Below are 12,462 nucleotides of genomic sequence, written 5' to 3'. Positions count from 1 at the left end.
GCGACTACCCTGACATTGTCTAGGTGTTAGGGTGTTAAGTCGCTCACCCGTGTGGTTAATGAAAATTAATCTCACGGGTTCACTCTCCACAACCTACCCCAATCTTTTCAGCTTGAAGCAAGTTGCCTCAAGCGCCCGCAGGCAGTGTACGCCAAACTTTTTATATTTCACCTTAATTCTAAAATTATTTATGATTAATGGATTCATATATTATCTAACCATTTAAATAGATCGAGCAATGGATGTTTTTAATTATCTATTAATTTCTTTAAGCCAATCAATAAAATGCCTTAGCGGAGCAGAAAGATATTTACGGCTCGGATAGTAGAGCCAGAATCCTTCTTCTACCTGAGTGAAGTCCGCCAGTATTTCTACTAAGTCACCGCGAATTAAATCTTCCCGCACCGTAGCCTCATGCAGAAAGGCAATGCCTACGCCCGCACGGGCTGCCTGTAATATCCGCTCATTACTACCCTGCAGAATGCGCAGGCTCATAACCAGAAGTTAGTGAATCAACTTACCGAGATGGCTGGAGGTTATGATGTAACAGCCGCTCAACTAGCGTTAGCGTGGGTGCTGGCACAAGGCGAGTTTATTGTGCCGATTCCCGGTGCCAGCAAAATCGCCCATCTGGAACAGAGCTGTGCCGCCGCCGATTTAGCATTACGTCATGCGGATGTCGCCACGCTGGACGAGTTGTTTAGCGAGAAAAATATTCTGGGCGAACGCTATAGCGACAGCGAATTTGTGCTGGTTGATCGTTAACACTCTTCTGCGTACATGAGAACAAGCAGGCTTTCATAGCCTGCTTTTTTATGTGATCCCGCTCAATTTGCAGATGAAGCTGCTAAAAAACGCACGAATGTTGCTTTTTTGTAAACAGATTAACAATCAGGCGAAATGCTGCTATGCTGCCCCACGCGGAACCGGGCACCTCACCCTACTGTTCGACAGCATCAAGGGGTGCACCGGAAAGCTATACAATGAGAGCGAGGAGAACGTCGTGCTAGAAGAATACCGTAAGCACGTTGCCGAGCGTGCTGCCCAGGGAATCGTACCTAAGCCGTTAGATGCTTCCCAAATGGCCGCGCTGGTTGAACTGCTGAAAAACCCGCCAGCGGGTGAAGAAGAATTCCTGACCGACCTGTTGGTCAACCGTGTCCCACCAGGTGTTGATGAAGCGGCGTACGTAAAAGCCGGTTTCCTGGCAGCTGTCACTAAGGGCGAAGCCCACTCTCCTCTGGTTACTCGCGAAAAAGCCGTTGAGCTGCTGGGCACCATGCAGGGCGGTTATAACATCCATGCGCTGATTGAAGCGCTAGAAGATGAAGCCTTAGCACCGATTGCTGCCGAAGCCCTGTCTCACACGCTGCTGATGTTCGATAACTTCTACGATGTCGAAGAGAAAGCCAAAGCGGGTAACCCACACGCGAAAAAAATTATCCAGTCATGGGCCGATGCCGAATGGTTCCTGAAGCGTCCAAAACTGGCTGAAAAAATTACCACCACCGTGTTCAAAGTGACCGGCGAAACCAACACCGACGACCTCTCTCCGGCGCCGGATGCATGGTCACGTCCGGATATTCCACTGCACGCGCTGGCAATGCTGAAGAACGCCCGTGAAGGCATCGAACCCGACGATGCGGGTAACATTGGCCCGATCAAACAGATCGAAGCACTGCAGACCAAAGGCTTCCCGTTGACTTACGTCGGCGACGTGGTCGGTACCGGTTCTTCACGTAAATCCGCCACCAACTCGGTGCTGTGGTTTATGGGCGATGATATCCCTTACGTGCCAAACAAAAAGGGCGGCGGTCTGTGCCTCGGCGGTAAAATTGCTCCAATCTTCTTCAACACCATGGAAGATGCGGGCGCCTTGCCGATCGAGCTCGACGTTGATCGTCTGAACATGGGCGATGTCATTGACGTTTACCCGTACAAAGGCGAAGTGCGCAATCACGAAACCGACGAATTGTTGGCGACCTTTGAGCTGAAAACCGACGTGCTGCTGGACGAAGTCCGTGCTGGCGGTCGTATTCCGCTGATCATCGGTCGCGGCCTGACCACCAAAGCGCGCGAATCGCTGGGTCTGCCGCATAGCGATGTGTTCGTGCAAGCCAAAGATGTGGCTGTTAGCACCCGCGGTTACTCGCTGGCGCAGAAAATGGTCGGCCGCGCGTGCGGCGTAGAGGGTGTCCGTCCGGGTTCATACTGCGAACCAAAAATGACCTCAGTGGGTTCTCAGGACACCACCGGTCCAATGACCCGTGATGAACTGAAAGACCTGGCGTGCCTCGGCTTCTCCGCTGACCTGGTGATGCAGTCATTCTGCCACACCGCCGCCTATCCGAAGCCGGTCGACGTGACCACGCACCATACGCTGCCAGACTTCATCATGAACCGTGGCGGCGTGTCGCTGCGTCCGGGCGATGGCGTTATCCATAGCTGGCTGAACCGTATGCTGCTGCCAGATACCGTTGGTACCGGCGGTGACTCACACACCCGTTTCCCAATCGGTATTTCCTTCCCGGCAGGTTCTGGTCTGGTGGCGTTTGCTGCTGCGACGGGCGTGATGCCGCTGGATATGCCGGAATCGGTGCTGGTGCGCTTCAAAGGCGAAATGCAGCCGGGTATCACCCTGCGCGATCTGGTACACGCCATCCCGCTGTATGCGATCAAAGCTGGCTTGCTGACCGTTGAGAAGAAAGGGAAGAAAAACATCTTCTCTGGCCGCGTGCTGGAAATCGAAGGTCTACCGAAACTGAAAGTTGAGCAGGCATTTGAGCTGACCGATGCCTCGGCTGAGCGCTCTGCTGCCGGCTGTACCATCAAGCTGGATAAAGAGCCGATCATCGAGTATCTCAACTCGAACATCGTGCTGCTGAAGTGGATGATCTCGGAAGGCTACGGCGATCGTCGTACGCTGGAGCGCCGCATTGAAGGCATGCAGAAATGGCTGGCCGATCCGCAACTGCTGGAAGGCGATGCGGATGCTGAGTACGCGGCGGTGATCGATATCGATCTGGCCGAGATCAAAGAGCCAATTCTGTGCGCACCGAACGATCCAGACGACGCGCGTTGGTTGTCTGACGTGCAGGGTGAGAAGATTGACGAAGTGTTCATCGGTTCGTGCATGACCAACATCGGTCACTTCCGCGCGGCCGGTAAGCTGCTGGATGCCCATAAAGGCCAGCTGCCAACCCGTCTGTGGGTTGCGCCGCCAACCAAAATGGACGCCGCCCAGCTGACCGAAGAGGGCTATTACAGCGTCTTTGGTAAGAGCGGTGCGCGTATCGAGATTCCGGGCTGTTCACTGTGCATGGGTAACCAGGCGCGTGTGGCAGACGGCGCGACGGTGGTTTCCACCTCAACCCGTAACTTCCCGAACCGTCTGGGTACCGGCGCGAACGTCTTCCTGGCGTCAGCAGAGCTGGCGGCGGTCGCTTCGCTGCTTGGCAAGCTGCCAACGCCGGACGAGTATCAGCAGTTCATGCTGCAGGTTGATAAGACCGCGGCTGACACGTATCGCTACCTCAACTTTGATCAGCTGGGACAATACACTGACAAAGCCGACACAGTGATCTTCCAGACTGCCGTTTAATCGGTTATCGGGATGAACAAGGGGACGATGAAAATCGTCCCTTTTTTTATGCCCTTTTTTCCGCTGACATCTCCAGGCATAATGCGAGCGCGATCCCACTTTATTCAGCGTGCTGCGCACAAAATGCACTAACACTGTGCTGCGCAGCGCGTCATCAATATGAGGCAATCATGGAATATGAATTTCTGCGTGATTTGACCGGTCAGGTCAAAGTGCGTATGTCGATGGACCACGAAGCGGTGGGGCACTGGTTCAACGAAGAGGTCAAAGACAATCTGCCATTGCTGGATGAGGTTGAGGCCGCCGCCCAACAGGTGAAAGGCACCATCAATCAGTGGCAGCGTGTCGGGCATGAATACACGCTGTGGCTGGATGATGAAGAGGTGATGATTCGTGCCAACCAGCTGGCGCTGGAAGATGACGGCATGGAAGAGGGCATGACTTATTACGACGAAGAGAGCCTCTCTTTCTGTGGCGTCGACGATTTTCTCGCAGTGATTGCCGCTTATCGGCTGTTTATTGCCGGTAAATAACTAAACAGTAAGGTCGCCATTGATGGCGACCCAGACGATTACCGCGCCGCGCCACTTGCCACGGAATGCGCATGCGTCACCTGTTCCTCATCGACGATAGGTTCAACTTTACCCATCAGGAACAGATAGTTAAGAATGCCAATAACCACCAGCACCGCCGAGAACACCAGCGCCCAGGTAAAGTGACCGGTTGCGCCAACAATCGCGCCGGTTATGATTGGACCCACCGCGCCGCCCATGTTTGAAACGGTATTCTGCAGCCCCGCCACAATCGACACGCTGTTTTGCGGTGCCACATCGCCCGGCAAGGCCCACACTTGTGATGCCGCCACGGTGGTGCCGGATTTGGCGATACACAGCAGCAGCACGGTCATAAACACCGAATCGGTGAACGGGGCAAATCCGATACACAGCGCCATCAGCAGGCCGATGGTGAGAAACAGTTTGCGTGTAGCGGTCAGCGACAGCACTTTGTTATGCACCATCCGATCCGATGCCCAACCCGCCAGCACTTCAATCACCATGCCACAGATCAGCGGCAGCGCAGCCACCATCCCCATTTTGAGGAAATCCATGCCTTTATCTTTCACCAGATAGGTCGGCAACCAGGTAATAAAGAAATAGGAGGTGTAGTTGATGGTGAAAAAGCCAATGCACATTGCCCAGATATTGCGATAGCGCAGCAGCTTGTACCACTTCATCGGACGCACGCTTTTGTCGCCGTGCTTTTGCGTCTGACCATTACGGATGAAGCGCACTTCTTGCTGGCTTATCGACTTATGATCTTCCGGATTCTCGGCGTAGATAAAGTACCAGGCAATCACCCAGAACAAGCCCAGCGCGCCTATAGCGAGGAAGGTCAGACGCCAGTCGAACAGGGCGATCATAAAGACGATTAGCGGCATGGCCACCGCACCACCAAATTTGGAGGCACTGTCGAACAGGCCAGAAACCGTGGCGCGTTCGCGATCCGGGAACCAGCGCGCGGTAATGCCCGCGTTGCTGGGATAGGCGGCGGCTTCACCGACGCCGAGCGCTAAACGCAGCGCCAGCAGCGATTTAAAGCCGGTCGCCAGTCCCATCGCCATGGTGGCGATCGACCACCAGCCGACGGCGATACCAAGCCCTTTTTTCTGGCCGAAGCGATCGGCAAACCAGCCCGCTGGGATCTGCAACAGCGCATAAGACCAGAAGAACGCCGCCATGATGAAGCCCATCATTTCAGGATTGATATCGAGTTCTTTGATCAGATGCGGAGCCGCTGCCGAGAGAACGGTGCGGTCAATGTAGTTAATGGCGATGGCCAGCCACATCAGGCCAGCAATCCACCAACGGATACGACTCGAGCGCGCAGAGTTAGTCATAGTAATTATCCACTCGAAAAAGGTTACAGGATAAGGCGGCGTGTTATTCCAGCCCGTTCATCACGTTGATTGGGCGTTCGCCCTGTTGGATGCACTGCACAATTTGCGTCACGCAGCGTTCACCAATCGCGCTGATCGCACCGTCGGTGTAACCGGCGATATGCGAAGTGGGAATGAAGTTGCTGAGCGTAAACAGCGGATGCTCGGTCAGCGGTTCCTGCACAAACACGTCAGCCGCTGCTCCGGCGATCACGTTATCCAGCAGCGCCTGATAAAGATCCTGCTCATTCACCACACCGCCGCGTGAGGCATTAATCAGGAAGGCATTTTTCTTCATGCGTTTGAGGCGCGCGGCATCAAACAGATTCTGCGTTTTGTCGGTAAGCGGCATGTGCAGAGTGATGAAATCGCTGGTTTCGGTCAGCTGATCCAGCGTGACGAATTCGATGCCGTGTTCAGCAGCAAACGGCTCATCAGGATAAAAATCAAATGCGATCACCCGCATGTTGAAACCTCTGGCGCGCAGCGCGACCTGCTTGCCAATATTGCCCAGCCCGATGATGCCCAGCGTTTTGCCGTACACGTCGGTGGCAAAAATACGCGGCCAGCAGCCCGCTCGGGTTTCGATGGCGGCTTGGGTGATCTGACGCGCGCTGTTAAGGATCAAAGCAAAGGCGAAATCAGCGACAGCATGTTTATTGGCATCCGGCACGTTGGTGACGTAAATCCCGCGTGCACGCGTGGCATCCAGATTGATGTTGTCGACCCCAACGCCGTGCTTACAGACGATTTTCAACTGAGGTGCTAACGCCAGCAGCTCTTCATTGATGTCTGTAAAAGCCACGATCAGCGCCACGGTGTCAGCCAGATGCGGCTGGAGTGCGCTCAGCGGCGCATCGGCGGGCAGCGTGATCAGCTCAAAACCGTGCTGTTGCAGCGTAGTTATCGGCGTCGCGTCATATTTTGCAAACGACGGTGAGGTACAGATGACTTTCATAATTCTTCCCGATGTTGAAAATAAATACCGTTCCCGCGGATCGCATGCATCGTAGCGGCGCAATTTATTGCGCGAAAAATCGCGCCGCTACGGCTTGTGCGGCGATTGAAATCGGCTTCACGCTGCTATGGTGATGACTCTAATTACTGCAAATACTGATTCACAATCTGGCGGATCTTCTGCTCTTCTTCGGCTGAGAAACTCACCGCGTAGCGGCTGTCACCAACCTCAAAACCAAGCAGCGTCACTGCTTTTTTCACTGCAGCGGGAGAGAAGCCGACGCTATACAGATCGGTGCGCAGACCGGTCACATTCTCTTGCGCCAGGCGCGAACCTTCGATATCGCCAGCATGGAAGCGCGCCCAAATCGCGTTGATCTCTTTAGGCGCCACGTTAGCAAGGCCAGAAATGCAGGCCGAGCAGCCGTCGACAAAGCCCTGATGGATCAGCGAATCCGGGCCGTTCAGCACATCAAAACTGTTGATGCCTGCAGCCGCTTGCAGAAAGCCGCTCAGGCTCTCATAGCTGCCGGCGCTGTCTTTGATACCGATGATGTTTGGGTGTGCGGCCAGCGTGCGTACAGTTTCCGGTTGCAGCGTGTTGCCGGTGCGCGCCGGAATGTTGTAAAGGAACAGCGGCACGTCGATGGCGTCAGCCACCGCGCGATAGTGGGCAATCAGCTCTTCCTGCTTTAGCGGCACGAAATAGGGTGTGATGACCGAAACCGCATCCACGCCCAGCTTCGCCACTTGTTTCCCAAGGCGAATGGTTTCACGCGTGGAGATCTCGCCAATGTGCGCCACCACCGGCGCGCTGCCGTTCACTTCATCGACGCAGGTCTGCGTCACCGCCAGCTTCTCCTGTTCGTTCAGCACGAAGAATTCGCCGTTGGTGCCGCCGCAGAAGATACCGTTGCCGGCGCTTAACTGGCGTTGTACCTGCTCGCGCTGGGCGGCTGGGTTGAATGCGCCGTCGCGATCGAAGGTGGTGACGATGGCGGTTAATACGCCCTGAATTTTCTTACTCATGGTGTCCTCAATAATCCTTAGTGATTCAAAGCCGGAAACAGCGTCAGGTAGACGTTTCGTACGTCATCGGCGCCCACTTTCATCGGTACATTCTTCATCAGGCGCTGCACGTCGAGCGCGGCTTCCACCAGATACGGCAGATGATCCGGGCCGATACCCAGCTCTTCCAGGCTGGCGGGCAGCTTCAGGCGCTTCACCAGCGCGGCAAAATATGCCACCAGCGCGTGGGATTTGGCTTCGTCGTCCAGCGTGATATCGGCATCCGGCAGCAGATCGTAAACCTGAGCGAATTTGCTCACCGCCGCCGGTCGTACAAAGCGCATGCAGGGCGCGAGGAGAATGGCATTGGCGACGCCGTGCGGCAGGTGATATTTGCCGCCCAGCGGATAAGACATGGCATGTACCAGATGCGTACCGGCATGCGCAATCGATGCACCACCGTAATAAGACGCCCACAGCATATTCAGGCGCGCTTCGAGATTGTCGGGTTCGGCGATAGTGGTTTCGAGGCTGGCAAACAGCTTTTTCATGCCGATCAGCGCATAGTTATCGCTCACCGGGTTCGCCACGGTCGCGGTAAAGCACTCAATCAAATGGCACAGCGCATCGATACCGGTGGAAGAAGCGATGTGCGCTGGCATGCTGGTGGTGAGTTCTGGCACCAGCGCGACATAATCTGGCAGCATCACCGGCGTGATAATGCCGACTTTGGTCTCTTTCTCGGGGATCGCCAGAATCGCGTTGGGCGTGGCTTCCGAGCCAGTACCTGCGGTGGTCGGAATCAGCAGCGAAGTGGTGCGCGTGTGCGGCTTCTCACCAGCCAGTAACGCCTCCAGTGTCGGCGCATCTTCGACACACAGAATCGACAGCAGCTTAGCGACATCCAGTACGCTACCACCGCCGATGCCAATCACCAGATCCACATCGGTGCTCGGCAGCGCGGCGACAATGGCCGCCACATCGTGCTGGCTAGGCTCTGGCGGCACCGTGTTAACGATGCTCAGGCTGGCAATCTGCTGCGTGAGCTGGGCGATCAGCTTTTGTACCGCCGGAATGCCTTCAATATTTTTATCGGTCACCAGCAGCGCTTTGTCTTTACCTTGCAGTAAATAGCTGAGGTCATTAAGCGCCTGAAAGCCACTGATCACGGTGCTGTTGATATTCATCTCTTACCCTTACGTTTTTTGCGCGGAATGATTGATTTTGCTCAATCGCCGCGAGTTCCATCACTGCAGTGCCTAATTTTATAGGGCAAATTGATTTCGATTAATTTGATCTTGCTCACATATAATCAATCATGATTGAATATAATCATTGCGACCCGGCAGCGGCCGGAAGAGGAGAGAGCATGACTTCACAGCCATGGAAAACGCCAGTCTTAGTGATTGCCGATGACTTTACCGGCGCCAATGACGCGGGCAGCGGGCTGGCACAAGCCGGGGCGCGTGTGCATGTGCTGTTTGAGAGCAGCACGCCACACGACGCTGGTGCTGCCGATGTGCTGGTGATCAGCACCGATAGCCGTGCAACCAGCGCACAAGAAGCGGCCCGGCGCACGCGAGCTGCCATTGAGCAACATCAGGCCATCGCTAACGACGGTTGGTTATTTAAGAAGATCGATTCCACGCTGCGCGGCAATCCCGGCGCGGAGATCGAAGCCGCGATGCAGGCCAGCGGTAAAACATTAGCCTTAGTGGTGCCGGCGGTGCCGAAGCTCGGACGCACCACGCGTGCGGGTGACGTGTGGATCCATCAGCAGCGTTTGATCGACAGCGAATTCGCCAGCGATCCCAAAACGCCGGTCACCAGCGGCCATGTGCTGACGCGTCTGCAGATGCAGAGCACATTGCCGGGTGAAACCCTCGATCTCGCCACGCTGCGCAGCGATCAACTGGCGCAGGTGCTGGCCAGCAAGCAAGGCTTGCTGGTGGTGGATATCGAGCAGGACGCCGACATTGCCTTGTTGATGGCCGCGGCAGCCACGCTGGAGACGCGACCGTTGTTGGCCGGAGCGTCCGGGCTCAGCGATGCGCTCGGCGCGTTGCTGGCGGCACGTCAGTCGCGTCCGGTGCTGGCGGTGGTCGGTTCGATGAGCGCCATTGCGCAGCAGCAGATTACACGCCTCGCCAGCCAGCGTGACATCCGCATTATCGACATTGATATCCGTCAGCTGTTTGCCCAACCGGCCTGGCCGCAGGCTGAACGGTGGCAGCAAGAGATACAGCAGGCGCTGCACGACGGCGCGCATTGCGTGGTACGCACTACCCAACATGCCGGGCAGCGTCATGAGATTGCGCAGTTGTGCCAACAGCATCAGGTTTCTCGTCAGCTATTGGGCGAACGCATCTGCCAGTTTCTCGCGCAGTTAACCCGCCGCGTGTGCCGCGAGGTGCAGCCTGCTGGGCTTTATCTCTCTGGCGGCGATGTGGCGATTGCCGTGGCCCAGGCATCAGGTGCCCGCGGTTTTCAGATTCAGGGCCTTGTAGCGGGCTGCGTGCCGCACGGGGTTTTGCTTAACAGTGAATTACACCTGCCGGTGATGACCAAAGCAGGTGGCTTTGGTGATGAAAACACCCTGGTAGAAGCCATTCGTTTTATTGAGGAGAAGTCGAGTGAGTAAAATTATTGCGATTACCATGGGCGATCCGGCGGGCATCGGCCCGGAGATCATCATTAAAGCGCTGGCAGAAGGTGAGTTAGCGGGCGTGCCTGCCGTCGTGGTCGGTTGTGCTAACACGCTGCGTCGGGTGATGGGTTTACATGTCACGCCGCAGGCTGAACTGCGCGTGCTCGACCAGGTCAAGGATGCGCATTTCGCGCCCGGCATGATCAACGTGATTGATGAGCCGCTGGCGGATGCCGCCGCGCTGCAGCCTGGCGTGGTGCAGAAAGCAGCGGGTGATTTGGCCTGGCGTTGCGTTAAACGCGCCACCGAACTGGCGCTGGCTGGCGACGTGCAGGCGATCGCCACCGCACCGTTAAACAAAGAGGCGCTGCACTCGGCGGGTCATATCTATCCCGGCCACACCGAACTGCTGGCGCAACTGACCAACACCAAAAATTACGCCATGGTGCTCTACACCGATAAGCTGAAAGTGATTCACGTCACCACACATATTGCGCTGCGTAAGTTCCTCGATACCTTAAACGGCGAGCGCATTCAAACGGTGATCGGCATGGCCGACAGCTTCCTGCGCCGCGTCGGTTTCGACCAGCCCCGCATCGCGGTGGCAGGCGTTAATCCGCATGCCGGTGAAAACGGTCTGTTTGGTGATGAAGAGATCACCATCGTCGCGCCTGCCATTAACGCCATGAAAGCGCAGGGCATTGATGTCAGTGGCCCGTGTCCGCCCGATACCGTGTTCCTGCAGTGTCAGGAAGGACAGTACGATATGGTGGTAGCGATGTACCACGATCAAGGCCATATTCCGCTGAAATTACTAGGCTTTTATGATGGTGTTAACATCACTGCGGGCCTGCCGTTTATCCGCACCTCGGCGGACCACGGCACCGCGTTTGATATCGCCTGGACAGGTAAAGCGAACTCTGCGAGCATGGCGATCTCCATTAAACTCGCGATGCAGCTTGCATAGGGAAATATGAAGGGACAAAGCCGTCTCGACCAGATTATGGATTATCTGAAGAGCCATAATTTGGTCACTGTTGAACAACTGGTGAGCGCGATTTCTGCCTCGCCAGCGACGATCCGCCGCGATCTGATCAAGCTGGATAAAGAGGGCGTTATCAGCCGCAGCCACGGCGGCGTTACGCTGAATCGCTTTATCCCCAATCAGCCGACCACGCTGGAGAAGATGCAGCGTAATCTCGCCGAGAAGCAGGCCATCGCGCAGTTTGCCGCCAGCTACGTGCAGTCGGGTGATGCGGTGGTGCTGGATGCCGGCACCACCATGCTGGAGCTGGCGCGCCAGCTGACGCACCTCAAGCTGCGGGTCATCACCGCCGATCTGCATATCGCGCTGTTTCTGTCGGAGTTTAAGCAAATCGAAACCACCATTATTGGTGGACGCATCGACGATTCCAGCCAGTCGTGCATTGGCGAACATGGTCGCCGTTTGCTGCGCAGCATCAATCCTGATATTGCCTTTGTCAGCTGCAACTCGTGGAGCATCGAACGCGGGATTACCACGCCAACCGAAGAGAAAGCCGGATTGAAGATGGATCTGCTGGCCAACGCGCGCCGCCGCGTTCTGCTGGCTGACAGCAGTAAATACGGTTCATGGTCGCTGTATTGCGCCGCGCCGATTGATAGCCTGACTGATGTGGTGACGGATGCACGTCTGGATGAAGCGGTGTGCCGCGACCTGCGCGAGCGGGGTATTGGATTGGAGTTGACGGTTTAGATTTAGATTGAGATTGTGCTGGCTGCCCCCCATCCCGGCCTTCCCCCGCCAGCGGGGGAAGGAGACGCTGCCACATGCAACTCTCGAACTGACATATTGCAGCATCTTCCTCCCCCACTTGTGGGGGAGGACCGAGGAGGGGGACAGCAAGCACCAACCTGCGGGCAATGATTACTTAACGTAAGCCAGCAAACTCAACGAATCGCGCGCCAGCGACTTACACTTCTTGTCGTTGGTAATGGCGATACCGCTCAAATCCTTGTAGCTCTCTTCGCCCAGCGACTTCATGTTGTAATTGCTGTAGTTGCTTAAATCCCAACGGTTCTGTTGGGCGAAAAACACCAGTGCTTTACGAATCTGTGCGTCCGGCAAATCCTGATAGCCACAATCGTTCTTGAGATAAACGAACACGGCGGTGAGGTCGGCCAGATCTTCTGCTTCGGATTCGCTCAGGGCAAAACTGGTGGAGGAGAAGCCAAGGAGTCCCGCCAGCAGCAGGATCTTGATGCTTTTCGTCATAATCATTCTCAACAAGGGACAATTTATTGACGTTAGCACAGTTATTGCCGCTATTCCGC

At 55.7% G+C, this 12,462-nt stretch carries 12 protein-coding genes; 6 read left to right on the top strand and 6 right to left on the bottom strand.

Annotation, left to right across the window (positions count from 1 at the left end):
• Positions 1 to 252: 252 nt before the first annotated feature.
• Positions 253 to 495, bottom strand: a complete 243-nt coding sequence (locus tag K5Y33_RS14655) for a LysR substrate-binding domain-containing protein (RefSeq protein WP_255610343.1) — start codon at positions 493 to 495, stop codon at positions 253 to 255.
• A gap of 12 nt (positions 496 to 507) precedes the next feature.
• Here K5Y33_RS14655 and K5Y33_RS14650 point away from each other — a divergent pair, with 12 nt between their 5' ends.
• The 3 genes from K5Y33_RS14650 (at position 508) to yacL (ending at position 4,134) form a co-directional block, all read left to right on the top strand.
• The gene (locus tag K5Y33_RS14650; RefSeq protein WP_370634139.1) at positions 508 to 765 is read left to right on the top strand and encodes an aldo/keto reductase; all 258 of its coding nucleotides are present in this window, start codon (positions 508 to 510) and stop codon (positions 763 to 765) included.
• A gap of 238 nt (positions 766 to 1,003) precedes the next feature.
• Positions 1,004 to 3,601 carry a bifunctional aconitate hydratase 2/2-methylisocitrate dehydratase gene (acnB, locus tag K5Y33_RS14645; protein WP_101762089.1) on the top strand — a complete coding sequence of 866 codons (2,598 nt, stop codon included), beginning with the start codon at positions 1,004 to 1,006 and terminating at the stop codon, positions 3,599 to 3,601.
• Positions 3,602 to 3,771: 170 nt separating this feature from the next.
• Entirely contained in the window at positions 3,772 to 4,134 is a 363-nt protein-coding gene (gene yacL / locus K5Y33_RS14640; protein WP_101762088.1) for a protein YacL, read from the top strand.
• Between the two features lie 38 nt (positions 4,135 to 4,172).
• On the opposite strand, the gene K5Y33_RS14635 is transcribed toward yacL, so the two are convergent.
• From K5Y33_RS14635 to K5Y33_RS14620, 4 genes are all read right to left on the bottom strand, one after another.
• Complete coding sequence (locus K5Y33_RS14635) at positions 4,173 to 5,498, bottom strand: MFS transporter (RefSeq protein ID WP_101762087.1); 1,326 nt, start codon at positions 5,496 to 5,498, stop codon at positions 4,173 to 4,175.
• 43 nt (positions 5,499 to 5,541) lie between these two features.
• Entirely contained in the window at positions 5,542 to 6,495 is a 954-nt protein-coding gene (locus K5Y33_RS14630; RefSeq protein WP_222234382.1) for a phosphoglycerate dehydrogenase, read from the bottom strand.
• Between the two features lie 143 nt (positions 6,496 to 6,638).
• Positions 6,639 to 7,523: a dihydrodipicolinate synthase family protein gene (locus tag K5Y33_RS14625; RefSeq protein ID WP_192235698.1), complete on the bottom strand. Its 885-nt coding sequence runs from the start codon at positions 7,521 to 7,523 to the stop codon at positions 6,639 to 6,641.
• 17 nt (positions 7,524 to 7,540) lie between these two features.
• Positions 7,541 to 8,689, bottom strand: a complete 1,149-nt coding sequence (locus K5Y33_RS14620; protein ID WP_222234381.1) for an iron-containing alcohol dehydrogenase — start codon at positions 8,687 to 8,689, stop codon at positions 7,541 to 7,543.
• Between the two features lie 182 nt (positions 8,690 to 8,871).
• On the opposite strand from K5Y33_RS14620, the gene K5Y33_RS14615 reads away from it, so the two are divergent.
• From K5Y33_RS14615 to K5Y33_RS14605, 3 genes are read left to right on the top strand one after another with little or no spacing between them, the layout of a single operon-like run.
• Positions 8,872 to 10,143 carry a four-carbon acid sugar kinase family protein gene (locus K5Y33_RS14615; RefSeq protein WP_222234380.1) on the top strand — a complete coding sequence of 424 codons (1,272 nt, stop codon included), beginning with the start codon at positions 8,872 to 8,874 and terminating at the stop codon, positions 10,141 to 10,143.
• Positions 10,136 to 11,116 (top strand): D-threonate 4-phosphate dehydrogenase, encoded by a 981-nt coding sequence (locus K5Y33_RS14610; protein ID WP_101762082.1) that lies wholly within the window; start codon positions 10,136 to 10,138, stop codon positions 11,114 to 11,116. Before K5Y33_RS14615 ends, K5Y33_RS14610 begins: the two co-directional genes overlap by 8 nt.
• Before the next feature lie 6 nt (positions 11,117 to 11,122).
• A complete protein-coding gene (locus tag K5Y33_RS14605; protein ID WP_101762081.1) occupies positions 11,123 to 11,884 on the top strand; it encodes a DeoR/GlpR family DNA-binding transcription regulator in 762 nt (253 codons plus the stop codon).
• A gap of 171 nt (positions 11,885 to 12,055) precedes the next feature.
• Here the strand turns inward: K5Y33_RS14605 and K5Y33_RS14600 are convergent, their stop codons facing one another.
• On the bottom strand, positions 12,056 to 12,403 hold the full coding sequence (locus K5Y33_RS14600) for a YacC family pilotin-like protein (RefSeq protein WP_007888732.1): 348 nt from the start codon (positions 12,401 to 12,403) through the stop codon (positions 12,056 to 12,058).
• Positions 12,404 to 12,462 lie beyond the last annotated feature (59 nt).

This window comes from Pantoea sp. DY-17 (genome assembly GCF_019795975.1).
GTDB classification, from domain to species: domain Bacteria; phylum Pseudomonadota; class Gammaproteobacteria; order Enterobacterales; family Enterobacteriaceae; genus Pantoea; species Pantoea leporis.
Note: the sequence above shows the minus strand (reverse complement) of the source record. Positions and strands in the feature narration are given on the sequence as shown.

Bases quoted from the DNA above. Each gene is read 5' to 3' on its own strand.
- K5Y33_RS14635 (WP_101762087.1), bottom strand. From the start codon at position 5,498: ATGACTAACTCTGCGCGCTCGAGTCGTATCCGTTGGTGGATTGCTGGC.
- K5Y33_RS14600 (WP_007888732.1), bottom strand. From the start codon at position 12,403: ATGACGAAAAGCATCAAGATCCTGCTGCTGGCGGGACTCCTTGGCTTC.
- yacL (WP_101762088.1), top strand. From the start codon at position 3,772: ATGGAATATGAATTTCTGCGTGATTTGACCGGTCAGGTCAAAGTGCGT.
- K5Y33_RS14630 (WP_222234382.1), bottom strand. From the start codon at position 6,495: ATGAAAGTCATCTGTACCTCACCGTCGTTTGCAAAATATGACGCGACG.
- K5Y33_RS14625 (WP_192235698.1), bottom strand. From the start codon at position 7,523: ATGAGTAAGAAAATTCAGGGCGTATTAACCGCCATCGTCACCACCTTC.
- K5Y33_RS14605 (WP_101762081.1), top strand. From the start codon at position 11,123: ATGAAGGGACAAAGCCGTCTCGACCAGATTATGGATTATCTGAAGAGC.
- K5Y33_RS14620 (WP_222234381.1), bottom strand. From the start codon at position 8,689: ATGAATATCAACAGCACCGTGATCAGTGGCTTTCAGGCGCTTAATGAC.
- K5Y33_RS14615 (WP_222234380.1), top strand. From the start codon at position 8,872: ATGACTTCACAGCCATGGAAAACGCCAGTCTTAGTGATTGCCGATGAC.
- K5Y33_RS14655 (WP_255610343.1), bottom strand. From the start codon at position 495: ATGAGCCTGCGCATTCTGCAGGGTAGTAATGAGCGGATATTACAGGCA.